This window comes from Streptomyces sp. NPDC046335, assembly GCF_055587985.1.
On sequence record NZ_JBVJFF010000023.1, the window covers coordinates 4,304 to 29,236 of the forward strand.

A 24,933-nucleotide genomic window follows, 5' to 3' on the forward strand; every position below is an offset into this window, starting at 1 on the left:
TCAGGAGTTGCCAAGTTGTTCGTCGAGCAGCGCGAGCAGCTCATCCGCCGACGCGGTACGCGCGTCCGTTCCGGACTCGGCGGGTTCTGTGCGGTTGTGCGTTTCGTCCCACATGGACAGCAGGGTGCGGAGTCGGTCTCCGACGGCCGCGCTCTGCTCGTCGTCCGGTGTGAGGAGGGACAGCGTGGACTCCAGTCGGTCCAGTTCGGTGTCGATGGTCGGTGTGCCGCCGCCCGGCAGCCCGTCGAGCACGTGCGCGGCGAGCGCGGACGGCGTGGGGAAGTCGAAGACGAGGGTGGCGGGCAAAGTCAGTCCGGTGGTGACGTTGAGGAGGTTGCGGAACTCGACCGCGGTGAGCGAGTCGAAGCCCAACTCCTGGAAGGGGCGGCCGGGTTCGACCAGCTTGGTGCCCTCGTGTCCGAGGACGGCGGCCGCCGCCTCCCGCACCATGTCGAGCACGGCGCGTTCGCGCTCAGGTCCGGACAGTTCGGTGATCTTGGCCATCCTGTCGGCCGGGGCCGACGCCTCTGCGGGGCCCTGGGCGCGGTGCACGCCGGGCAGGTCCTGGAACAGCGGGCTGGGCCGCACGGAGGTGAAGGCCGGGGCGAACACGCTCCAGTCGACGTCCGCGACCAGCGCCGTCGGGTCGCCCTGACGGACGGCCCTGTCCATCGCGGCGACGGCCTGCTCGGGTTCCATCGGTGCCAGGCCGCGGCGGCGCATCTGTTCGCCGAGCTGCCCGTCGACCATGCCGCCGCCGCCCCAGGGTCCCCAGGCGACAGCGGTCGCGGGCAGGCCCGCGGCCACGCGCTGTTCGGCGAGTGCGTCGAGGAAGGCGTTGGCCGGCGCGTAGTTGCCCTGGGCCGTCGCTCCGAACGTACCCGACACGGAGGAGAACATCACGAACGCCGACAGGTCCAGGTCGCGGGTCAGCTCGTCCAGGTTGGCCGCGGCGACGGTCTTCGGCCGCAGCACGGCGTCGAGCCGCTCCGTGGTGAGTGCGGACAGTACGCCGTCGTCCAGGGTGCCCGCCGCGTGCACGACCGCGGTGAGCGGGAACTCGGCGGGGACCGAGGCCAGCAGGTCCCTGAGCGCGTCGCGGTCGGCGACGTCGCAGGCCGCGATCGTGACGCGGGCGCCCAGCTCGGTCAGCTCCGCGTGCAGCTCCTTCGCGCCGTCGGCCTCCATGCCGCGCCTGCTGGTCAGCAGCAGGTGTTCGGCACCCTTGGCCACCAGCCACCTGGCGACGTGCCTGCCGAGCGAGCCGGTGCCGCCGGTGACGAGGACCGTGCCTGTGGGGTCCCAGTCGCCCAGGTGTGCCGATGTCACCGGCAGGAGCCTGCGGCCGTACATGCCGCCCGCGCGGAGCGCGACCTGGTCATCGGCCTGTGTTCCGGACAGGACGCCCGCGAGGCGGGCGCCGCCGCGTTCGTCGAGGGTGCCGGGCAGGTCGATGAGGCCGCCCCAGCTTTCGGGGTGTTCCAGTGCGACGACCCGGCCGAGTCCCCACACCATCGCCTGCTCGGGGTCGGCGGGTGTGTCGGAGCCGCCGGTGGTGACTCCGCCGCGCGTCGCGCACCACAGCGGGGCGGCGAGGCCGATGTCGCTGAGTGCCTGGACCAGGGCGAGTGTCGCGTACAGGCCGCCGGAGGGCAGTTCGGGGTCGAGGGCGAACAGCGAGAGCACGCCCGCGACGGGCTCGCCGGTCGCCATCCGGGCCGCGAGTGCTTCGCGGTCCACAGCTTCGCCGGTCCGGACGGGTACGACCCGCGCGCCGTGCCTGCTCAGCGCGGCGGCGACGGTTTCCTCGTCGGCGCCGTCCCGGCTGACCACGAGCCAGGTGCCCGTGAGCGCCGCGGTGGGCTCGCTCACCGGCTGCCAGGTGACGCGGTAGCGCAGGCCGTCGACCGCGGAGTTCTCGGCCTGTTCCCGCCGCCACGACGAGAGGCGGGGCAGTACGGCGCTGATCGGTTCGTCGAGGGACACGGCCAGCTCGTCCGCGAGTTCACCGAGGTCGCCGTCGGCCACGGCCGCCCAGAACCGCGCGTCGACGGCTCCTGAGACGTCGCCCGCCGGGGTCCCGGCGGCCGGGGTCGGCCAGAACCTCTGCCGTTGGAAGGCGTAGGTGGGCAGGTCGATGTGGGTGCCGCCGGCGGTCAGCGCGGTCCAGTCGACGGTGACGCCGAGCACGTGCAGCCTGGCCGCGGCCGTGGCCAGTTCGAGCGCCTCGGGCCGGTCGCCGCGCAGTGCGGGCACGAACGCGGCGTCGGGTGCGCTCTCCTGGCCCAGCGCGGTGAGCACCCCGCCCGGCCCGATCTCCAGGAACGCGTCGACGCCCTGCTCCCGCAGTGTGCCGACGGCGTCGGCGAACCGCACCGACTCCCGCACGTGCCGCACCCAGTACTCCGGGGATGCGAGCTCCTCGGCGGTGGCGCGGGCGCCGGTCAGCGTCGACACGATGGGGATCTTCGGCGCCTCGTACGAGATCTCTTCGAGCACCCGGCGGAAGTCGCCGAGCATCGGCTCCATGAGCGGCGAGTGGAAGGCGTGGCTGACGCGCAGCCGTGTCACCTTCCGCCCGCTCTCACGCCAACGCCCGGCGATGGCCTCGGCGTCGGCGGCGACGCCGGAGATGACCACCGAGGTCGGGCCGTTCACCGCGGCGATGCCCACGGTGCCGGTCAGCTCCGGCAGGATCTCGGCCTCGCTCGCCTGGATGGCGAACATCGCGCCGCCCTCGGGCAGCGCCTGCATCAGGCGCCCCCGGCTCGCCACGACCGCGGCGGCGTCGGCCAGCGACCAGACGCCGGCCACGTGGGCCGCGGCCAGCTCGCCGATCGAGTGGCCTGCCAGCATCTCGGGGCGGACGCCCCAGGATTCCAGCAGCCGGAACAGGGCGACCTCGACCGCGAACAGCGCGGGCTGCGTCACGCCCGTCTCGTTCAGCGCGTCGGCGTCGTCGCCGAACAGCAGGTCTCGCAGTGGTCGGCCGGCGTCCACGTCGGTGTCCAGGTGGGCGCCCAGGTGGGCGTCCAGGTGGGCGCAGACCTCGTCGAGCGCTTCGGCGAACACCGGGAAGTGCTCGTACATTTCGCGGCCCATGCCCAGGCGCTGTGCGCCCTGGCCGGAGAACAGGAACGCCGTCCGGTGCCCCGCCGCGACGCCGGAGACGAGGCCGTTCGCGGTTCGCCCCTCGATGAACGCGGTGAGGGCCGAGAGCAGCCCGTCACGGTCCTGCCCCACGACGACCGCCCGGTGGTCCAGGGCGGCCCGCGTGTCCGCGAGGGTGCCGACGACGTCGAGCAGATTCAGCTCCGGGTGCGACGTGAGGTGGGCACGCAGCCGCTCGGCCTGCGCCCGCAGCGCGTCGTCGCTCTTGGCCGACACCAGCAGCGGCAGCACGGACGGCTCCGGCGCGGCCTTCGGAGCGGCCTTCGGAGCGGCCCTCCTCGCGGCGGCCTGGGTGACCGGCGCCTGCTCGATGATGGCGTGCGCGTTGGTGCCGCTGAAGCCGAACGACGACACGGCGAACCGGCGCGGCCGGTCGATGTCCGGCCAGTCGCGCGCCTCGGTGAGGAGCTCGATGTCACCGGCCGACCAGTCGACCTGCGGGGTCGGCTCGGCGACGTGCAGGGTCTTGGGCAGCACACCGTGCCGCATCGCCATGACCATCTTGATGACACCGGCGACGCCCGCGGCGGCCTGCGTGTGACCGATGTTCGACTTCAGCGATCCGAGCCACAGGGGCTGATCGGCGGGGCGGTCCTGGCCGTAGGTGGCGAGCAGCGCCTGCGCCTCGATCGGGTCACCCAGCTTCGTGCCGGTGCCGTGTGCCTCCATGGCGTCCACGTCGGCCGACTCCAGGCCCGCACTGGCCAGCGCCTGGCGGATCACCCGCTGCTGCGAAGGCCCGTTCGGGGCGGTCAGACCGTTCGACGCGCCGTCCTGGTTCACCGCCGAACCCCGCACGACGGCAAGGACCGTGTGACCGTTGCTCTGCGCGTCGGACAGCCGCTCAAGGACGAGCATGCCGACGCCCTCGCCCCAGCCGGTACCGTCGGCGTCCGACGAGAACGGCTTGCACCGGCCGTCGGCGGACAGGCCGCGCTGACGGCTGAAGTCCAGGAACGCGCCAGGCGTCGTCATCACCGCCACACCGCCGGCCAGCGCCATCGAGCACTCCCCCGACCGCACCGCCTGCACGGCCAGGTGCAGGGCCACCAGCGAGGACGAACACGCGGTGTCGACCGTCACGGCAGGTCCCTCAAGGCCGAACGTGTAGGACAGGCGGCCGGAGGTGACACTCGCCGCGTTGCCCGTACCGACGTATCCCTCGACGCTCTCCTCGCTCGCCCCCAGCAGCGTGGTGTAGTCCTGGATGCTGGTACCGGCGTAGACGCCGATGTCGCGCCCCCGCACCGATTCCGGGTCGATACCGGCCCGCTCGAACGCCTCCCATGTCGTCTCCAGGAGCAGCCGGTGCTGCGGGTCCATCGACAGCGCCTCACGCGGCGAGATCCCGAAGAACGTCGGGTCGAACAGGTCGGCGTCGTGCAGGAAGCCGCCCTCGCGGGTGTAGGTGGTGCCCATGTGGTCGGGGTCCGGGTGGTAGATGGCGTCCAGGTCCCAGCCTCGGTTCCCGGGGAACCCGCTGATGGCATCGGTACCGTCCGAAACAAGGCGCCACAGGTCCTCGGGCGAGTTCACCCCGCCGGGGAAACGGCAGCTCATGCCGACGATCGCGATCGGCTCGTCCGCCACGGCGACCGTCGTACGGGTGCGTGCCGCGGCGACGGGCGTGCCCGCGAGTTCGGCACCGAGGTGCGCGACGAGCGCGGCAGGCGTCGGGTAGTCGAAGACCAGCGTGGCGGGCAGCCGCAGTTCGGTGGCCGCGTTGAGCCGGTCGCGGAACTCGACGGCGGTCAGCGAGTCGAACCCGAGCTCCTTGAACGCGCGATCCGGTACGACGGCCTGCGCCGAACCATGGCCGAGCACGACGGCCACGTGACCGAGAACGAGGTCCAGCAGCGCCTTCTCCCGCTCCGCCGCGCTCAGCCCCGCGAGAGACCGCGCCAGCGTGGACTCGGCGGCCCCGGACCCGGCGGCCCTGCGCACGGTTCCCCGTACCAGGCCGCGCAGCATGTGCGGCACGGGCTGGGAGCGCGCCTGCCGGTGCAGCGCCAGCAGATCCAGGGAAACCGGAACCAGCGCGGCACGCCCTTCCGGACCCGCCGCGTCGAACAGGGCCAAGGCCTCGGTCACGCCGGTCGGGGTCACGCCGGTCGGGGTCACGCCGGTCGGGGTCACGCCGGTCGGGGTCTCGCCGGTCCGGGGCACGCCGGTGCGGGGCATCGGCTGTATGTCGGCCTCGTCGAGGTCGGCTGCTGTGCCGTCCGCCGTCCAGGGGCCCCATGCCAGCGACGTGGCGGGCAGGCCGGCGGCGCGGCGGTGCTGTGCGAGGGCGTCCAGGAAGGTGCTGGCCGCCGCGCAGTTGCCCTGCGCGGGGTCACCGAGAGTGCCCGCCGCCGAGGAGAACAGGACGAACGCGGACAGGTCCAGGTCGCGGGTCAGTTCGTGTAGGTACCAGGCCGCGTCGACCTTGGGCCGGAAGACGGTGTCGATCCGGTCGGGGGTGAGCGAGCCGATCGTGCCGTCGTCCAGTACGCCTGCGGTGTGGACGACGGCGGAGATGTCGTGCCCGGAGAGCAGAGCCTTGAGGGCTTCGCGGTCGGCCACGTCACAGGCCGCGTACGTCACCTCGGCGCCCGCCTCGACCAGTTCGTCGCGCAGTTGCTCGGCGCCGTCGGCTGCGGCGCCGCGCCTGCTCACCAGCAGCAGGTTCCGTACGCCTCGCTCGGCGACCAGGTGGCGGGCGAGGAGGCCGCCGAGCGTGCCTGTCGCGCCGGTCAGCAGTACGGTGCCTTCGCCGAAGCCGGGGTCGTCCGTCACGGACTGCCGGGCCCTGGCCAGGCGGGGCGCGCTGACGGCGCCCGAACGCACGGCCATCTGCGGCTCACCCGTGGCCAGCGCGGACGGCAGCGCGTCCAGCGATGCCGTGTCCTCGTCGAGGTCGACCAGCACGATCCGGTCGGGGTTCTCCGACTGGGCAGAGCGCAGCAGCCCCCACACCGCCGCCTGCGCGACATCTCGTACGTCGTCGTCGGCCGTGGCGGCGATCGCGCCACTGGTGACGATGACCAGGCGCGCCGCGTCGTACCGCTCGTCATCGAGCCAGGCTTGGACCGTGTGCAGCGCCCAGTGGGCCGCCGCGTGCGCGCCGGCTACCGGGTCAGACGTGTCGGTCACCTGGTCGGACGTGGTGGCGACCGGGTCGGACGTGGTGGCGACCGGGCACGGCAGGACGACGAAGTCGGGCAGCTCCGGGGAGTCCGCCAGCGCCTCCAGGTCAGTCCACTCGACCGTCGGGACATCGTCCCCGGGCAGGGAAACCGGCACCCAGTCGACGCCGAACAGCGACTCCCGGTCCTGCCGCGACGGCTTCGTCGTCATGGGGCGCAGCACCAGCGAGTCGATCGTGGCCACCGGGGCACCGGAGCCGTCCGCGACCGTGAGCGCCACTCCGTCGGTGGTGCCGGTGGGCGTCAGCCGTACCCGCAGCGCCGTAGCGCCCGAGGCGTGCAGCCGCACACCCGACCACGAGAACGGCAAGCCGCCGGATTCGCCTTCGCCATCGGCCAGGCCGATCGCGTGCAATGCCGCCTCCAGCAACGCCGGATGCAGAGCAAAACCGTCCACGCTCACCCCGTCCGGCAGCGCGACCTCGGCGAACACCTCATCGCCCTGGCGCCAGGCCGACCGCAGCCCCTGGAACACCGGGCCGTAACCGAAGCCTCCCGCGACCATGCGGTCGTAGTAGCCGTCCAGGTCCACGGCGTCCGCGTCGGCGGGCGGCCACTCGACCAGCGAAGCCCCGTCGGAGCGCCCGCCCGCGCCCAGCACGCCGGAGGCGTGACGGGTCCACGCACGGCCGTCGTCGGTGTCACCCGCGCTGGAGTGAATCGTCAGCTCGCGCCGGCCCGAAGAGTCCTCGGCGCCGACCCACACCTGGACCCGCACCGAACCGCTCTCGGGCAGGACGAGGGGTGCCTCAAGCGTCAACTCCTCGACCAGGTCACACCCGACCTGATCGCCCGCACGCACCGCCAGCTCGACGAACGCAGCACCGGGCAGCAGCACCGAATCCTGTACGAGGGAGTCGGCCAGCCACGGGTGCGTCTGAAGCGACAGCCGACCGGTCAGCAGCACACCATCCGTGCCGCCCACCGTGACAGCCGCGCTGAGCAGCGGGTGCTCCGCCGGGCCGAGCCCGGCCGCCGCGACGTCTCCGATCGCGGGCAGCACGTCGGGCCAGAAGCGTTCACGCTCGAAGGCGTACGTGGGCAGGTCCACGTGCCGTGTACCACGGCCCGGGAAGAACACGTTCCAGTCCACCCGCACGCCACACACGTGCAGTTGGCCCGCTGCGGTCGTTGCGGATACGGCCTCGGGGCGGTCGTTTCGCAGTACCGGTACGAAGACGGCGTCCGGCGCGGTCTCCCGCCCCAGCGCCGACAGCGTGCCACCCGGGCCGACCTCGACGAACGTTCCCACGCCCTCATCCGTGAGTGTGCCGACGGCGTCGGCGAAGCGGACGGACTCGCGTACGTGCCGCACCCAGTACTCGGGCGAGGCGAGCTCGTCGGTGGTGGCGCGGACGCCGGTCAGCGTCGACACGATCGGAACCGTCGGCGCCTCGTACGACACCTCTTCAAGCACCCTGCGGAAGTCATCAAGCATCGGGTCCATCAGCGGCGAGTGGAACGCGTGGCTGACCTTCAGGCGAGACACCTTCCGGCCCGCCGCACGCCACCGCTCCGAGACCTTCTCGACGTCGGCGGCGACACCGGAGACGACCACCGAGTTCGGGCCGTTGACCGCTGCGATGCCCACGGTCTCCGACAGGTCCGGGGCGATCTCGGACTCGGTCGCCTGGATCGCGACCATCGCACCGCCCGCGGGCAGCGCCTGCATCAGCACGCCTCGCGCCGACACCACCTTGACCGCGTCTGCCAGCGACCAGACACCGGCCACGTGCGCGGCGGCCAGCTCACCGATCGAGTGACCCGCCAGCATGTCGGGGCGGACGCCCCACGACTCAAGGAGGCGGAACAGCGCCACCTCGATGGCGAACAGCGCGGGCTGCGTCACCCCGGTCTCGTTCAGCGCGTCGGCGTCCTCGCCGAACAGCACCTCACGCACCTGCGGGTCGCATTCGTTGAGTACGGCGTCCAGCGCCTCGGCGAACACCGTGTACTGAGCGGCCAGTTCGCGGCCCATGCCGAGCCGCTGCGAACCCTGCCCCGAGAACAGGAAACCCACCCGGCCAGGCTCATCAGCGGCCCCTGTGACCGCGGCGCCGGTCGCCCGCCCCTCGGCCATGGCCGTCAGCGCGGCCACGAACTCCGAACGCTCATCGGCGACCACCACCGCACGGTGCTCAAGCACCGCCCGCGAGGACACCAGCGCACGGCCCACGTCCGGCACAGTCAGCTCGGGAGTCGTGTCCGCGAAGGCCCTGAGCCGTGCGGCCTGCTCCCGCAGCGCCTCGGCGCTCTTGGCCGACAGCACCCACGGCACCGGACCACCGTCATGCTCCCTCGGCTCCGGGGCTTCCTGCCGCTCGACCGCGGGCGCCTGCTCGATGATGGTGTGCGCGTTGGTGCCGCTCACGCCAAACGACGACACACCCGCGCGCCAGGGCTGGCCGGTCTCCGGCCACGGGCGCGCCTCCGTCAGCAGCTCCACCGCACCGGTGGACCAGTCCACGTGCGACGACGGCTCGTCCACGTGGAGGGTCTTGGGAAGCATGCCGTGCTGCATCGCCATGACCATCTTGATGACGCCCGCGACGCCGGCGGCCGCCTGGGTGTGGCCGATGTTCGACTTCACCGAGCCCAGCCACAGGGGTCGATCGGCGGAACGGTCCTGGCCGTAAGTGGCAAGCAGGGCTTGGGCCTCGATCGGGTCACCGAGGGTGGTGCCGGTGCCGTGGGCCTCCATGGCGTCCACGTCGGCCGAGGTCAAGCCCGCGCTGGCCAGGGCTTGGCGGATGACGCGCTGCTGGGAGGGGCCGTTGGGTGCGGTCAGGCCGTTGGACGCACCGTCCTGGTTGACGGCGGAGCCGCGTACGACGGCAAGGATCTGGTGGCCGTTGCGCCGGGCATCGGACAGCCGCTCCACGAGCAGCATGCCGACGCCCTCGCCCCAGCCGGTGCCATCAGCGGCCTCGGCGAACGCCTTGACCCGGCCGTCCACCGCGAGACCGCGCTGCCGACTGAACTCGATGAACGCACCCGGCGTCGACATCACCGTCACACCACCGACCAGGGCCAGTTCACACTCACCCTTGTGCAGTGCCTGGCTCGCCCAGTGCAAAGCGACCAGCGACGAGGAGCACGCGGTGTCGACGGTGACGGCCGGACCCTCAAGGCCGAACGTGTAGGACAGGCGGCCGGAGATGACACTTGCCGCGTTACCGGTTCCCGCGTATCCCTCCACGCTCTCGCGCGAGGCCATCAGCAACGCTCCGTAGTCCTGGCCATTGGTGCCGACGAAGACACCGGAACGGCTGCCGCGCAGTGAGTTGGGGTCGATACCGGCTCGTTCGAAGGCCTCCCAGGAAGCCTCCAGGAGCAGCCGCTGCTGCGGGTCCATCGCCAGCGCCTCACGCGGCGAGATCCCGAAGAACGCCGGATCGAAGTCCGCCACACCCTCCAGGAAGGCACCCATACGGCTGTACGTGGTGCCCGACTGCTCGGGACCAGGGTCCGGGTCGTAGAGCGAGTCCATGTCCCAGCCACGGTCGGTCGGGAACTGCGACACCGCGTCGCCGCCCTCGGCCACCAAGCGCCACAAGTCCTCCGGCGAGCGAACACCGCCCGCAAAGCGGCAGCTCATCCCGACGATCACGATCGGCTCATCAGCCACCATCGCCACCACGTCGTCGGCAACGACATCGACCACCCCGCCCAGCAACTCCGCGCCAAGGTGCGCAGCCAGCGCGGCAGGCGTCGGATAGTCGAAGACCAGCGTGGCCGGCAGCGCCAACTCGGTGGCAGCATTCAACCGGTTACGCAGCTCCACCGAACTGAGCGAGTCAAAACCCAGCTCCTTGAACGCCCGGTCCGCGGCGACGGCCTGCGCCGAACCATGGCCGAGCACGACGGCCACGTGACCGAGAACGAGGTCCAGCAGCGCCTTCTCCCGCTCCGCCGCGCTCAGCCCCGCAAGAGACCGTGCCAACGCCGACCCGGCAACCACCAGACCGGCCTCGACCGTCCTGCGCATGGTGCCCCGAACCAGGCCGCGCATCATGTGCGGCACAGGCTGAGAACGCGCCTGCCGACGCAACACCGGCAGATCAAGAGGGATCGGCACCAACGCGGCACGCCCCGAGCAACCCGCCGCGTCGAACAGCGCCAGCCCCTCGGCCGCCCCGATCGGAAGCACACCCCCGCTCGTGATCCGCCGCACATCAGCCTCATCGAGACTGCCGGCCATGCCGTCGGGCGACGCCCACAAACCCCAGGCAAGCGACGTCGCAGCCAGACCGAGAGCCCGGCGGTGCTGGGCAAGGGCGTCCAGGAAGGTATTGGCCGCCGCGTAATTGCCCTGGCCAGGGCCGCCGAGGATGCCCGCCACCGAGGAGAACAGCACGAACGCGGACAGGTCCAGGTCACGGGTCAGTTCGTGCAGGTGCCAGGCCGCGTCGACCTTGGGCCGGAAGACGGTGTCGATCCGGTCCGGGGTCAGCGAGCCGATCGTGCCGTCGTCCAGTACGCCTGCGGTGTGGACGACGGCCGACACCCGATGCTTGGCCAGGAGTTCCTTGAGGGCTTCGCGGTCTGCCACGTCACAGGCCGCGAAGGCCACCTCGGCGCCCAGCTCGACGAGTTCGGTACGCAGTTCCTCGGCGCCATCGGCCGCGACACCACGCCTGCTCACCAGCAGCAGGTCACGCACACCACGCTCGGCGACCAGGTGCCGGGCGACCAGACCGCCGAGCGTGCCCGTCGCGCCAGTGATCAGCACCGCACCCTCGCCGAAGCCCGGGTCGTCCGTCACGGACTGCCGCGCCCTGGTCAGGCGGGGCACACGTACGCCACCGGACCGCACAGCCAACTGTGGCTCGCCCGTGGCCAGCGCGGACGGCAGCACGTCCAACGACGCCGTGTCCTCGTCGAAGTCGACCAGCACGAACCGGTCCGGGTTCTCCGACTGAGCTGAGCGCACCAGCCCCCACACCGCAGCCTGCGCCAGATTCGGCGCGTCCTCATCGGAGGTGGCGGCCATCGCGCCATGGGTGACGATCACCAGCCGCGACGAGGCGAACCGCTCATCCGCCAACCAGGACTGGACCGCGTTCAAGGCCCAGTGCGCCGCCTCATGCGCACCGCCAGCCGGGTCGAACCGGGAAGTGACCGGACACGACAGAACGACGAAGTCAGGCAGTTCCACCGACCCGGCCAGCGCGTCCAGGTCAGCCCACTCGGCCGTCGGTACGGCGTCTCCGGGCAGAGGAACCGGCATCCAGTCGACGCCGAACAGCGCGTCGTCCTGGCCGTCACCGGCGAGCTGTTCCAGCGACAGCGACACCGGGCGCAACACCAACGAGTCGATCGTGGCCACCGGAGCACCGGAGCTGTCCGCGACCGTGAGCGCCACTCCGTCAGCGCCCGCAGGTGCCAGCCGTACCCGTAGCGCCGTAGCGCCCGAGGCGTGCAGCCGCACACCCGACCACGAGAATGGCAAGCCGCCGGAGTCACCTTCGCCATCGGCCAGGCCGATCGCGTGCAACGCAGCGTCCAGCAACACCGGGTGGAGAGCAAAGCCGTCCACGCTCACCCCGTCCGGCAGCGCGACCTCGGCGAACACCTCATCGCCCTGGCGCCAAGCCGACCGCAGCCCCTGGAACACGGGGCCGTATTCCAAGCCCAGCTCCGCCAAACCACCGTAGAACCCCTCAAGGTCCACGGCCTGCGCGCCCACCGGCGGCCACGCAGTCAGCGAAGTTCCACCGGAGCGCCCGCCCGCGCCAAGCACACCAGTGGCGTGACGGGTCCACGCACGGCCGTCGGTGGTGTCACTGGCGCTGGAGTGGAAGGTCAGCTCACGCCGGCCCGACTCGTCTTCCGCACCGACCCACACCTGGACCCGCACCGAACCGCTCTCGGGCAGGACGAGCGGCGCCTCAAGCGTCAACTCCTCCACCAGGTCACAACCGACCTCGTCACCGGCGCGCACCGCCAACTCGACGAACGCAGCACCCGGCAGCAGCACCGAACCCTGAACCACGTAGTCAGCCAGCCACGGGTGCGTCTGAAGAGACAACCGACCGGTCAGCAGCACACCATCCGTACCGCCCACCGTGACAGCCGCGCCGAGCAGCGGGTGCTCGGCGGCACCGAGCCCGACCGCCGAGACGTCGCCGATCGCGGGCAGCACGTCGGGCCAGAAGCGTTCACGCTCGAAGGCGTACGTGGGCAGGTCCACGTGCCGTGTACCACGGCCCGGGAAGAACACGTTCCAGTCCACCCGCACACCGCGCACGTGCAGTTGGCCCGCTGCGGTCGTTGCGGCCACGGCCTCGGGGCGGCCGTTCCGCAGCACCGGCACGAAGACGGCGTCCGGCGCGGTCTCCTGGCCCAGCGCGGACAGCGTGCCACCCGGGCCGACCTCGACGAACGTTCCCACGCCCTCATCCGTGAGTGTGCCGACGGCGTCGGCGAAACGGACGGACTCACGGACGTGCCGCACCCAGTACTCGGGCGAGGCGAGCTCGTCGGTGGTGGCGCGGACGCCGGTCAGGGTGGAGACGATCGGAACCGTCGGTGCCTCGTACGACACCTCTTCAAGCACCCGACGGAAGTCATCGAGCATCGGCTCCATCAGCGGCGAGTGGAACGCGTGGCTGACCTTCAGCCGCGACACCTTGCGGCCCGCGTCACGCCACTTCTCCGCGACCGCGTCGACGTCCTCGGCGGCACCGGAAACAACCACAGAGGTGGGGCCGTTGATGGCGGCAAGGCCCACCGTCTCCGACAGGTCCGCCGCGATCTCGGCCTCGGAAGCCTGGATCGCGACCATCGCGCCACCGGACGGCAGCGCCTGCATCAGCGCACCACGCGCCGACACCACCTTCACCGCGTCTGCCAGCGACCAGACACCGGCCACGTGCGCGGCGGCCAGCTCACCGATCGAGTGACCCGCCAGGACATCGGGACGAACACCCCACGACTCAAGGAGACGGAACAGCGCCACCTCCACCGCGAACAGCGCAGGCTGCGTCGCCCCCGTCTCATTCAGCGCCTCGGCATCCTCGCCGAACAGCACCTCACGCACCCGCGAGTCACACTCATCCAGTACGGCGTCCAGAGCCTCGGCGAATACCGGATACCGGTCGGCCAACTCGCGGCCCATCCCGAGCCGCTGCGAACCCTGTCCCGAGAACAGGAAACCCACCCGGTCAGGCTCATCAGCGGCCCCTGTGACCACGGCACCGTTCGCCCGGCCCTCGGCCATGGACTCCAACGCGGCAAGGAGTTCCGTACGATCCGCGCCGACCACCACCGCACGGTGCTCAAGCAGCGTCCGCGAGGACACCAGCGCACGGCCCACGTCCGCCACGGTCAGATCCGGTGTCTCGTCCACGAACGACTCAAGTCGCGCGGCCTGCTCCCGCAGCGCCTCAGCGCTCCTGGCGGAAAGCACCCACGGCACCAGACCACCGTCATGTGCCCTCGGCTCCGGGACTTCCTCCCGCTCAACCGCAGGCGCCTGCTCGATGATGGTGTGCGCGTTCGTGCCGCTCACGCCGAACGACGACACACCCGCACGCCACGGCTGACCGGTCTCCGGCCACGGGCGCGCCTCCGTCAGCAACTGAACAGCGCCGGCGGACCAGTCCACATGCGAGGTCGGCTCGTCGACATGCAGCGTCCGCGGCAGTACACCGTGCTGCATCGCCATGACCATCTTGATGACGCCCGCGACGCCGGCGGCCGCCTGGGTGTGACCGATGTTGGACTTGATCGACCCCAGCCACAGGGGCTGATCGGCCGGGCGGTCCTGGCCGTAGGTGGCAAGGAGCGCCTGCGCCTCGATCGGGTCACCCAGCTTCGTACCGGTGCCGTGCGCCTCCATGGCGTCCACGTCGGCCGAGGTCAGGCCCGCGCTCGCCAGGGCTTGCCGGATCACACGCTGCTGCGACGGACCGTTCGGCGCCGTCAGACCATTCGACGCACCGTCCTGGTTCACCGCCGAACCTCGTACGACGGCAAGGATCTGGTGGCCGTTGCGCCGGGCGTCCGACAGACGCTCGACGAGCAGCATGCCGACGCCTTCGCCCCAGCCGGTGCCATCGGCGGCCTCGGCGAACGCCTTGACCCGGCCGTCCACCGCGAGACCGCGCTGCCGGCTGAACTCGATGAACGCGCCCGGCGTCGACATCACCGTCACACCACCGACCAAGGCCAGTTCACACTCACCCTTGTGCAGGGCCTGGCTCGCCCAGTGCAGAGCGACCAGTGACGAGGAGCACGCCGTGTCCACTGTCACCGCCGGGCCCTCAAGACCGAACGTGTACGAAAGGCGGCCGGAGATGACACTTGCCGCATTCCCGGTGCCCGCGTATCCCTCCACGCTCTCGCGCGAGGCCATCAGCAACGCTCCGTAGTCCTGGCCATTGGTGCCGACGAACACGCCCGACCGGCTGCCCCGCAGCGAGTTGGGGTCGATACCGGCTCGTTCGAAGGCCTCCCAGGAGGTCTCCAGGAGCAGTCGCTGCTGCGGGTCCATCGCCAGCGCCTCACGCGGCGAGATCCCGAAGAACGCCGGATCGAAGTCCGCCACACCCTCCAGGAAGGCACCCATACGGCTGTACGTGGTGCCCGACTGCTCGGGACCCGGGTCGGGATCGTAGAGGGAGTCCATGTCCCAGCCACGGTCCGTCGGGAACTGCGACACCGCATCGCCGCCCTCGGCCACCAAGCGCCACAAGTCCTCCGGCGAGCGAACACCGCCCGCAAAGCGGCAGCTCATCCCGACGATCACGATCGGCTCATCAGCCACCATCGCGACCAGGTCGTCGGCGACGACATCGACCACCCCGCCCAGCAGCTCGGCACCAAGGTGCGCAGCCAGTGCGGCAGGAGTCGGATAGTCGAAGACCAGCGTGGCCGGCAGCGCCAACTCGGTGGCAGCATTCAACCGGTTACGCAGCTCCACCGAGCTCAACGAGTCAAAACCCAGCTCCTTGAACGCCCGGTCGGGAGCAATCGCCTGCGCCGAACCATGGCCAAGAACCACAGCCACGTGACCGAGCACAAGATCCAGCAGGGCCTTCTCCCGCTCCGCCACAGGCAGCCCCACCAGCGACTGCGCCAACGCCGACCCGGCAACCATCAGACCGGCCTCGACCGTCCTGCGCGCAGTGCCTCGAACGAGCCCACGCATGATGTGCGGCACAGGCTGCGAACGCGCCTGCCGACGCAACACCGGCAGATCAAGAGGGATCGGCACCAACGCGGCACGCCCCGAGCAACCCGCCGCGTCGAACAGCGCCAGCCCCTCGGCCGCGCCAATCGGAATCGCACCGCCGCTGGTGATACGCCGCACATCAGCCTCATCAAGGCTGCCGGCCATGCCGTCGGGCGACGCCCACAGGCCCCACGCAAGCGACGTCGCAGCCAGACCGAGAGCCCGGCGGTGCTGGGCAAGGGCGTCCAGGAAGGTGTTGGCCGCCGCGTAATTGCCCTGCCCAGGGCCACCGAGAATGCCCGCCACTGAGGAGAACAACACGAACGCTGAAAGGTCCAGGTCACGGGTCAACTCGTGCAGGTTCCAAGCAGCGTCGACCTTCGGCCGGAACACCCCATCGATCCGCTCGGCGGTCAGTGAGCCGATCGTGCCGTCGTCCAGTACACCTGCGGTGTGGACGACGGCCGACACCCGATGCTTGGCCAGGAGATCCTTGAGGGCTTCGCGGTCGGCCACGTCACAGGCCGCGAAGGCCACCTCGGCGCCCAGCTCGACCAGTTCGGCACGCAGTTCCTCGGCACCATCAGCCGCGACACCACGCCTGCTCACCAGCAGCAGGTTCCGTACGCCTCGCTCAGCAACCAGGTGGCGGGCCAGGAGGCCGCCGAGCATGCCCGTCGCGCCGGTCAGCAGCACGGCTCCCTCGCCGAAGCCGAAGCCGAAGCTCGGATCATCCGTCACGGACTGCCGCACCCTGGCCAGGCGGGGCACACATACGCCGCCCGAACGCACAGCCAACTGCGGCTCGCCCGTGGCCAGCGCGGACGGCAATACGTCCAGCGACGCCGTCTCGTGATCGAGGTCGACCAGCACGAACCGCTCAGGGTTCTCCGACTGGGCAGAGCGCACCAGCCCCCACACCGCAGCCTGCGCAAGGTTCGGCACATCCTCATCGGAGGCAGCAGCCATCGCGCCATGGGTGACGATCACAAGACGCGACCCGGCGAACCGCTCATCCACCAACCAGGACTGAACCGCGTTCAACGCCCAGTGCGCCGCCTCATGCGCACCGCCAGCCGGGTCGGACCCGGAAGCGACCGGACACGACAGAACGACGAAGTCAGGCAGCTCCGCCGAGTCTCCCGCCAGTGCCTCCAGGTCACTCCACTCGACCGTCGGAACATCCCCGTCGACCAGCGGAGCCGGCACCCAGTCGACGCCGAACAGCGCGTCGTCCTGGGCGCCACCGGCGAGCTGTTCCAGCGAGAACGACACCGGGCGCAGCACCAACGAGTCGACCGTGGCCACCGGAGCACCAGAGCCGTCAGCGACCGTCAGCGCCACTCCGTCAGCGCCCGCAGGTGTCAGCCGTACCCGCAGCGCCGTAGCACCCGAGGCGTGCAGCCGCACACCCGACCACGAGAACGGCAACCCCTCCGCATCGCCGTCCAGCAACCCAATCACGTGCAACGCGGCGTCCAACAACGCCGGGTGCAGGCCGAACCCCTCAGCCTTCACACCTTCCGGCAGCGCGACCTCTGCGAACACCGCATCGCCCTGACGCCAGGCCGAACGCAGCCCCTGGAACACCGGGCCATAATCCAAGCCCAGCTCCGCCAAACCACCGTAGAACCCCTCCAGGTCCACAGCCTCCGCACCCACCGGCGGCCACTCGACCAGCGAAGCCCCATCACTGCGGCCACCCTCACCCAGCACACCAGTGGCATGCCGCAACCACGCATGGCCGTCGTCGGTGTCACCCGCGCTGGAGTGGAAGGTCAGCTCACGCCGGCCCGACTCATCCTCCGCACCGACCCACACCTGCACCCGCACCGAACCGCTCTCAGGCAGGACGAGCGGCGCCTCAAGAGTCAACTCCTCCACCAGGTCACACCCGACCTGATCCCCCGCCCGCACCGCCAACTCGGCGAACGCAGCACCCGGCAGCAACACCGAACCCTGAACCACGTAGTCAGCCAGCCACGGGTGCGTCTGAAGAGACAGCCGGCCAGTCAGCAGCACACCATCCGCGCCGCCCACCGTGACAGCCGCGCCGAGCAGCGGGTGCTCGGCAGCACCGAGCCCGGCCGCCGCGACGTTGCCGACCATCGGCAGCACATCGGGCCAGAAGTGCTCGCGCTGGAATGCGTACGTCGGCAGGTCCACCCGCCGCGCACCACGGCCGGCGAAGAACACCTCCCAGTCCACCCGCACCCCGCACACGTGAAGCTGTCCGGCGGCCGTCATCGCGGCCACCGCCTCCGGGCGATCGCCCCTTAGCACCGGTACGAAGGTCGCGTCCGGCGCGGACTCCTGGCCCAGCGCTGCCAGCGTGCCACCCGGGCCGACCTCGACGAACGTGCCCACGCCTTCAGCGACCAGTGCGTCAACGGCGTCGGCGAACCGCACCGACTCGCGTACGTGCCGCACCCAGTACTCGGGCGAGACGAGCTCCTCGGCGCTCGCGCGGGCGCCGGTCAGCGTCGACACGATCGGGATCGACGGCGCCTCGTACGACACCTCTTCAAGCACCCGACGGAAGTCGTCGAGCATCGGCTCCATCAGCGGCGAGTGGAACGCATGGCTGACCTTCAGGCGGGACACCTTACGGCCCGCCGCACGCCACCGCTCAGCAACCGCCTCCACATCAGCAGCGACACCGGAGATGACCACCGAGTTCGGGCCATTCACCGCAGCGATGCCCACCGTCTCCGACAGGTCAGAGGCGACCTCGGCCTCGGAAGCCTGAACCGCCACCATCGCACCGCCCACAGGCAGCGCCTGCATCAGCGCACCCCGCGCCGACACCACCTTCACCGCATCAGCCAGCGACCACACACCCGCCACATGCGCGGCGGCCAACTCGCCGATCGAATGACCCGCCAGAACATCCGGCCGAACACCCCACGACTCAAGGAGACGGAACAGCGCCACCTCCACCGCGAACAACGCGGGCTGCGTCACCCCCGTCTCATTCAGCGCCTCGGCATCCTCACCGAACAGCACCTCACGCACCCGCGGATCACACTCATCCAGTACGGCGTCCAGAGCGTCCGCGAACACCGGGTACTCGGCGGCCAGTTCGCGGCCCATACCGAGACGCTGCGAACCCTGACCCGAGAAAAGGAACCCCACCCGGCCGGGCTCATCAGCGGCCCCTGTGACCACGGCGCCGGCCTCCCGGCCCTCCGCCACAACCGTCAGGGCGGCCAGGAACTCGGACCGGTCAGCCGCCACGATCACCGCGCGATGGGTCAACGCCGACCGCGTCGTCGCGAGCGAGTAACCGACATCGACGAGCTCGTAATCGTGTTCGTGCGCGTCCACCACTGCCATCAGCCGCTCAGCCTGGCCGCGCAACGCGCCCTCGTCGCCTGCCGAAAGCACCCACGGCACCAGACCGCCGTCATGTGCCCTCGGCTCCGGGGCTTCCTCCCGCTCGACCGCAGGTGCCTGCTCGATGATGGTGTGCGCGTTGGTGCCGCTGAACCCGAACGACGACACACCGGCCCGCCACGGCCGGTCCGTGACCGGCCATCCACGCTCGTCGGTGAGCAGTTCCACGGCACCCGTGGACCAGTCGACGTGGGGGGACGGTTCGTCCACGTGCAGGGTGCGCGGCAGCACCCCGTGCCGCATCGCCATGACCATCTTGATGACGCCCGCCACACCGGCCGCGGCCTGCGTGTGACCGATGTTGGACTTGATGGAGCCCAGCAACAGCGGCTCGCCGCCGCGGTCCTGGCCGTAGGTGGCAAGGAGCGCCTGCGCCTCGATCGGGTCGCCCAGCTTCGTACCGGTGCCATGCGCCTCGACCACGTCCACCTCGGACGGGGCCAGACCCGCGCTCGCCAGCGCCTGACGGATCACACGCTGCTGCGACGGACCGTTCGGCGCCGTCAGACCGTTCGACGCGCCGTCCTGGTTCACCGCTGAACCGCGTACCACCGCAAGGACCTGGTGACCGTTGCGCTGAGCGTCCGAAAGACGCTCCACGAACAGCATGCCGATGCCCTCGCCCCAGCCTGTGCCGTCAGCGGCGCCGGCGAACGCCTTGCACCGCCCGTCCATGGCAAGGCCGCGCTGCCGGCTGAACTCGATGAACGCACCCGGCGTCGACATCACCGTCACACCGCCCGCTAGGGCCATCTCGCACTCGCCGGACCTCAGTGCCTGGATCGCCAGGTGCAGGGCCACCAGCGACGACGAGCACGCCGTGTCCACCGTGACGGCGGGACCTTCAAAGCCGAAGGTGTACGACAGACGGCCGGACGCCATGCTGGCCGCGTTGCCGGTCGCCACATAACCGCCCACATCTTCAGCGGCTCCGCCGAGCACCAGCCCGTAGTCCTGCATGTTCGATCCGACGAACACGCCGACCCGCTCGCCGCGCAGCGACGCCGGGTCGACACCGGCCCGCTCGAAGGCCTCCCACGAGGTCTCCAGGAGCAGCCGCTGCTGCGGGTCCATCGCCAGCGCCTCACGCGGCGAAATACCGAAGAACGCCGGATCGAACGCACCCACATCCGACAAGAACGCACCGGACCGCGAATACGAGGTCCCCACCGAGTCGGGATCGGGGTCGTACAACGCCTCCAAGTCCCAGCCACGGTCGGTCGGGAACTCCGACACCGCGTCCTCACCCGACAGGACTATGTCCCACAACTCCTCCGGGCTCGACACACCACCCGGGAACCGGCACGCCATCGCCACGATCGCGATCGGCTCATCGGACGCAACCGTCACCGCCGCCGAAGCGGAGACCGTGGGAACCACACCGGACAGTTCCGTACGCAGATACGCGGCCAGCACCGCCGCGTTCGGGTAGTCGTAAACCAACGTGGCAGGCAGCGTGACACCCGTGGCCTCGCTCAACCGGGCACGCAACTCCACCGCCGTCAGCGAATCAAAACCCAGCTCCCTGAACGCCCGGGACGCCGAAAACGCGTCACCCGACACATGACCGAGCACCGCGGCCGCCTCATACCGCACCAACTCGGTGAGCTGCCGCTCCTGCTCCACCTCATCCAGCCCCGCCAGACGCTGCGCCAGCGCCGACATGCCCCCGCCATCCACCGAAGTGGCTTCGAACGCGGCCCGCACCTGCGGCAGTTCACCCAGCAACGGGCTCGGCCGCTGCGCCATGAACGTCCCCGCGAACCGCTCCCAGTCCACATCAGCGACGATGACATTGCCGTCACCACGCTCCAACGCCGTGGCCAGACCCGCGATCGCCACCTCCGGAGCCATCGTCGGCAAACCCCTGCTCCGCAACTGCTCCGCCGCATCCTGACCGGCGCCGGCGACCATGCCGCCACCACCCCACGGACCCCACGCAACCGCCGTCGCAGGCAGACCATGAGCCCTACGGTGCTCGGCCAGCGCATCCAGATAGGCATTGGCCGCCGCATACGCACCCTGCCCACCACTGCCCCACACACCAGCAATGGACGAGAACAACACAAACGCGTCCAACTGCCGGTCGGCCAGCAGCTCGTGCAGGTTCCGCGCGCCCACCACCTTCGCCGACAGCACATCGGCGAACTCACCCAAGTCGTCCGGATTCAGATCCGCGAGGAACGCCGAACGCTCAATACCCGCCGCATGCACGACACCGGTGAGCGGGAACTCAGCGGGAACCGACGCCAGCACATCTGCCAGGGCGTCCCGGTCGGCGACGTCGCAGGCCGCGATCGTGACGCGGACACCGAGCGCGGACAGCTCCGCGTGCAGTTCCTTCGCCCCATCGGCCGCCAGGCCGCGCCTGTTGGTCAGCAACAGGTGCTCGGCGCCCTTCGCCACCAGCCATCTGGCGACATGCGCGCCGAGCGCACCGGTACCACCTGTGACCAGGACAGTCCCACGCGGCGACCAGCCCGTCCCGAACGCGTTGCCCAGTGGTGCGGGCACCAGCCTGCGCCCCAGAACCTCGCCGCCACGCAGCGCGACCTGGTCCTCGCCACCCGTTCCGGCGAGCACTGAAACCAGCAGATCGCCGGCTGCGTCGTCCTGCGCTTCGGGCAGGTCGATGAGACCGCCCCAGCGGCCGGACTGCTCCAGCGCGGCCACCCGCCCCAGACCCCACAACATCGACTGCTCGAACCCGGCAACCTCATCAGCCGAACCCGCAGCCACCGCACCCGACGTCAGGCACCACAGCGGCACCTCCGCCTCACCCAGCGCCCGCAACAAGCCAACCGTGGCCACAACACCCGCAGGCACCGCCGACCCACCCGCATCAGCAAGCCCCAACAACGAGACGACCCCGTCCAGAGCCGTCAGGCCGGCCAGCTCCTCCGCCCAGTCGACCGCCTCCGGGTCCACCAGCAGGACACGTACATCAACCGCACCGTTACGCGTCAGCGACGCACGCACCCACTCGGCACGCCCCTCACCAACCGGCGCGACAACCAACCACGCACCAGCCAGGCGCCCGGGCGCGGCAGCCGCAGCCACCGACCGCCACTCGACCCGGTACCGCCAACCATCCACCGTGGCGCGACCCTGCTGCTCCCTGCGCCACGCCGAAAGCCTCGGCAACACCTCACTCAACGGAGCATCCGACGACACATCGAACGTACGGGCGGCGTCAGCAAGGTCACCGTCTTCGACGACTTCCCAGAACCGCGTCTCCGTCGGCGACAGCGTCCCGGCGCGCCGGCCGACCGCTGCGTCCAGCCAGTAGCGCTCGCGCTGGAAGGCGTACGTCGGCAGGTCGACCCGCCGGGCGCCGCTGCCCGCGAAATACGCTGCCCAGTCGACCGTCACACCCCGCGTGTGCAGGGCAGCGACAGCGGTGACAAGCGCGGCCACCTCCGGCCGGTCCGCACGCAACGCGGGCAGGAACACCGCGTCCGGCGCACACCCCAGCCCCAGAGCGGACAGCGTCCCGCCGGGCCCGACCTCGACGAACATCTCCACGCCCTGCTCACGCAGCGCCACCACCGCGTCATGGAACCGCACCGGTTCACGCACATGCCGCACCCAGTACTCCACCGACATCAGCTCATCGGCAGTGGCCGGGCCGCCCGTCAGCGTCGACACGATCGGAAGCATGGGCACCTCGTACGACACGCTCTCAAGCACCCGGCGGAACTCGTCCAGCATCGGGTCCATCAGCGGCGAGTGGAACGCATGGCTGACCTTCAACCGCGACACCTTCCGGCCCGCCCCACGCCACCGCTCCGCGACCACCTCCACATCAGCGGCGACACCGGAGATGACCACGGAGGTGGGGCCGTTGACGGCGGCAAGGCCCACCGTCTCCGACAGGTCCGGGGCGATCTCGGCCTCGGACGCCTGGACCGCGACCATCGCACCGCCCACAGGCAGCGCCTGCATCAGCGCACCCCGCGCCGACACCACCTTCACCACATCAGCCAGCGACCACACACCCGCCACATGCGCGGCAGCCAACTCACCTATCGAATGACCAGCCAGAACATCCGGGCGCACACCCCACGACTCAAGCAGGCGGAACAGCGCCACCTCCACCGCGAACAGCGCAGGCTGCGTCACCCCCGTCTCATTCAGCGCCTCGGCATCCTCACCGAACAGCACCTCACGCACCCGCGGATCACACTCATCCAGTACGGCGTTCAGGGCGTCCGCGAACACCGGGTACTGGTTGGCCAGTTCGCGGCCCATGCCGAGGCGCTGCGAACCCTGCCCCGAGAAAAGGAACCCCAGCGGGCCGGGGGCGGCGGAACCCGTCGTCACGCTCGCCGCCTGCCTGCCCTCGGCCAGGGCGGTGAGAGCGGTCAGCCGGGTCTCCTCGTCGTCCACGAGGACGACCGCGCGCTGTTCGAGGGACGCCCGCGTCGTCGCGAGGGAGAAGCCGACGTCCCTGGGGTCCAGGCCGATGATGCCGGTGATCAGCCGCGCCGCCTGGTCCCGCAGTGCCTCGGCGCTCCGTGCCGACAGGACCCACGGCACCGGTCCGGCCGCGGCGGACGCCACTGGAGGAGTCGGCTCCTCGGGTTCCGGGGCCTGCTCGATGATGGTGTGCGCGTTGGTGCCGCTCACGCCGAACGACGAGATGCCGGCCCGCCACGGCTGTCCCGTCCGCGGCCACGAGCGGGTCTCCGTCAGCAGTTCCACGGCGCCGGCGGACCAGTCCACGTGCGATGACGGCTCGGTGACGTGCAGCGTCTTGGGGAGTACGCCGTGCCGCATCGACATGACCATCTTGATGACACCGGCGACGCCCGCGGCGGCCTGGGTGTGGCCGATGTTTGACTTGATCGAGCCGAGCCACAGCGGCCGGTCGACGGGGCGGTCCTGGCCGTAGGTGGCAAGGAGGGCCTGGGCCTCGATCGGGTCGCCCAGCTTGGTGCCGGTGCCGTGGGCCTCCATGGCGTCCACGTCGGCCGGGGTCAGTCCCGCGCTCGCCAGGGCCTGGCGGATGACGCGCTGCTGGGAAGGGCCGTTGGGGGCGGTCAGGCCGTTGGACGCGCCGTCCTGGTTCACCGCCGAGCCGCGGACTACGGCGAGGATCTGGTGGCCGTTGCGCTGGGCGTCCGACAGGCGCTCGACGAGCAGCATGCCGACGCCTTCGCCCCAGCCGGTGCCGTCGGCGCTGTCGGAGAACGCCTTGCACCGGCCGTCGGGGGCGAGGCCGCGCTGTCGGCTGAACTCGATGAAGGAGCCCGGCGTGGACATCACCGTGACGCCGCCGACCAGCGCCATTTCGCATTCGCCCTTGTGCAGGGCCTGGACTGCCAGGTGCAGGGCGACCAGGGAGGACGAGCATGCCGTGTCGACCGTGACCGCGGGGCCTTCGAGGCCGAACGTGTACGACAGGCGGCCGGAGATGACGCTCGCCGAGATGCCGGTGCCCGCGTATCCCTCGACCTCCTCCTGCGCGGCCATCAGCAGCGCCGCGTAGTCCTGGCCGTTCGTGCCGACGAACACGCCCGACCTGCTGCCGCGCAGCGACGTCGGGTCGATGCCCGCGCGCTCGAATGCCTCCCAGGAGGTTTCCAGGAGCAGCCGCTGCTGCGGGTCCATCGCCGCGGCCTCGCGCGGGGAGATCCCGAAGAAGCCGGGGTCGAAGTCCGTCGCGCCGTAGAGGAATCCGCCTTCACGGGCGTAGGTGGTGCCCGTGTGGTCGGGGTCCGCGTCGTACAGGGACTGGAGGTCCCAGCCGCGGTCGGTGGGGAAGCCGGCCACCGCGTCCGCGCCCGACTCGACCAGACGCCACAGGTCCTCCGGTGACGCGACCCCGCCGGGGAAGCGGCAGCTCATGCCGACGATCGCGATCGGCTCGCTGTCCTTCTCCTCGACCTCGCGGAGACGTTGCTTCGTCTGCCGCAGGTCCGCGGTCAGGCGCTTCAGATAGTCGAGGACCTTCTCGTCGGTCGACATGTGCTTGCTACCCCTCTGGGTGAGAGTCCG

Annotated in this window: 1 protein-coding gene; it reads right to left on the bottom strand. The window is 70.8% G+C overall.

The window, feature by feature from the left end; genetic code table 11:
- Positions 1–24,903 (bottom strand): type I polyketide synthase, encoded by a 24,903-nt coding sequence (locus ACZ6JY_RS38420; protein WP_469203860.1) that lies wholly within the window; start codon positions 24,901–24,903, stop codon positions 1–3.
- Between the last annotated feature and the right edge of the window lie 30 nt (positions 24,904–24,933).